General features: G+C 56.1%; 1 pseudogene. It reads left to right on the forward strand.

Annotation, left to right across the window (positions count from 1 at the left end):
• A pseudogene (locus HMPREF2781_RS09485) lies at positions 1-409 on the forward strand (HNH endonuclease); the annotation flags it as partial.
• Between the last annotated feature and the right edge of the window lie 35 nt (positions 410-444).

Below are 444 nucleotides of genomic sequence, written 5' to 3' on the forward strand. Positions count from 1 at the left end.
CGCACGCGTGAAAAAGACCCTGGATGCCTGGAACTTAAGAATCAAACTCGCTGCCACACCCGCACACCGCATCCCACATGTTGCCGCCGCACGGCTTAAAGAACTCCGTGCTAAAAGAACCGCCAAACCAGGCGTACGCATCACCTACCGGGAACAAGGCCCCAACACGCTCTCCATTACCGACGATGCCACCACGATTGCCAACATGCGCGCCGTCTTAGAATCCACCAACAACACCGACCTACTTCAAGCCGCCAATGACGTCTTCTTCAAAGAAGGCACTGGATCCAAACCCGCGGTACGCACCCAAGTCATCGTCACATTAAATGAGTTGGACCAAATCATTAACGGCGAGGGTGATGAGATCGAGCTCAACCTGACTAACGGCGGGCGCATGACAGGCGCAGAGTTGGGCCTGACCCCCGGAAAGTAGACACGTCGGGG

This window comes from Corynebacterium sp. HMSC062A03, from assembly GCF_001811145.1.
Lineage (GTDB): Bacteria > Actinomycetota > Actinomycetes > Mycobacteriales > Mycobacteriaceae > Corynebacterium > Corynebacterium aurimucosum.